We start from the raw sequence: 1724 nt of genomic DNA on the forward strand, positions 1-1724 counted from the left end.
TTTTTCAAAGAACAAGTAAAAATAGGTCAATTATTGGAAAAGTTCGATTCTCTAATTACCCTTTATCAGCGTAAGTATGAAAAACTTGTAAGCATTAAAAAGAGTTTGTTAAGCAAAATGTTTCCAAATAATGGTGAAATTGTACCTAAAATCAGGTTTAAAGGATTTGCTAACGCTTGAGAACGGCGTAAACTCGGAGAAATGGCAATAAATTTGAAATACGGGCTTCCGGCAACTACTAAAGAATATGATGGAATAAACAAATTCCTAAGAATAACTGAAATTGATGTTAATACTAGATTATTTAAAAGTAACCAACTCACATCGCCAAACTATAACCTGAATAATGCAGATGAATATTTATTAGACTATGGTGATGTTTTGTTTGCATCTACTGGAAATGGTAGTGTTGGGAGAACTTATATTCACAAAAATATTGGAGATAAAGTGTATTACACCGGTAATTTGCTTAGAGTAAAATTTTTAAAAAATTACAATCCAGAATTTATTTTTCAAAATACACTAACAGATCAATACAAAAATATGATCGAAATTACTTCACAAAGATCGGCACAGAGAGCAGTTAACTCTAAAGAATATTCTAATTATGTAATTGATGTTCCTTCACAATCTGAACAAAATAGTATTTCAAATCTCTTAGAAACATTCGATTCTCTAATTACCCTTCATCAGCGTAAGTACAAATTGCTAATTTAATCCAGAAAGCAATCTCATAACTTGATCTATATCTTTATTTTCTAATTCATGAATTATATGTAAGTATGTTTTTTGTGTTGTTGTCATGCTTGCATGCCCCAATCTTCTTGCAACACTTGCAATTGATACTCCTGAAAATAGTAATAGAGAAGCATGCGTATGTCTTAAACCGTGAATAGAAATTTGTGGAATGTTTAATTTCTTACAATGTCGATATAAAATTTGATTAATAGTAGAATTATATGTTTTATCTTTAACAAATATAGGTTCATTTATGTCTTTATCTTTAAGTAGTCCAACGAATTGAGTAACAGTTTTTCAATCTATCTGAATTTTCCTCATAGATGATTTGTTTTTCGTTTCTTGAAAACCACCTTCACCTTTATAATCTCATGTTTTATTGATTGAAATTGTTTGGTTTTGATAATCAAAATCTTTAGGCGTTAAACCAAGAGCTTCAGAAAATCTCATACCAGTTTTAGCTATAACTAAAATTAGTCAATCGGAATTTATTTCATTTAATAAATTTAAGTGAGATAAAAGTGTTTGCAATTGGAATTGATTTAAATATTTAATTCTTTTTTCTCTTGGTTTCCTACCCTTTATTATTACTTTTCTAGTTGGATCATTTGATATTAACCCATCATCAACTGCATCTAATATTGACCCTTTTAATTGATGGTGAAAATCCATTGTTGTTTGTTTTTCGTGATGTTCTGCATAATCATTTAGCAATTGTTGATAAACGCTTCTAGTTATCTCGGATGTTTTAAGGTTTGGGGCAATTTTTTTAACTCATTTTAGAGCCAAATAATATTTATTTAAGGTTACTTTTCTTATTGCTCCTTCTTTGTACATTTTTATTCAGTTTTCATAATAATCTATAAATAATTTGCTTCTTTTTCTTATCATTTCTTCCTCCTTTATTTGTACTTACGCTGATAAAGGGTAATTAGAGAATCGAACTTTTCCAATAATTGACCTATTTTTACTTGTTCTTTGAAAAA

Annotated in this window: 2 protein-coding genes; one reads left to right on the top strand and one right to left on the bottom strand. The window is 28.5% G+C overall.

All coding sequences use genetic code 4. The annotated features are described in order from the left end of the window. The coding region (locus CG473_RS04100; protein ID WP_211276227.1) for a restriction endonuclease subunit S at positions 1-717 on the top strand (717 nt) is incomplete at its 5' end. On the opposite strand, the gene CG473_RS04105 is transcribed toward CG473_RS04100, so the two are convergent. Next, complete coding sequence (locus CG473_RS04105; protein ID WP_094255043.1) at positions 709-1629, bottom strand: site-specific integrase; 921 nt, start codon at positions 1627-1629, stop codon at positions 709-711. The genes CG473_RS04100 and CG473_RS04105 overlap by 9 nt on opposite strands. Between the last annotated feature and the right edge of the window lie 95 nt (positions 1630-1724).

It is taken from the genome of Mycoplasma testudineum, from assembly GCF_002245785.1.
Classification (GTDB): domain Bacteria; phylum Bacillota_I; class Bacilli_A; order Mycoplasmatales; family Metamycoplasmataceae; genus Mycoplasmopsis_B; species Mycoplasmopsis_B testudinea.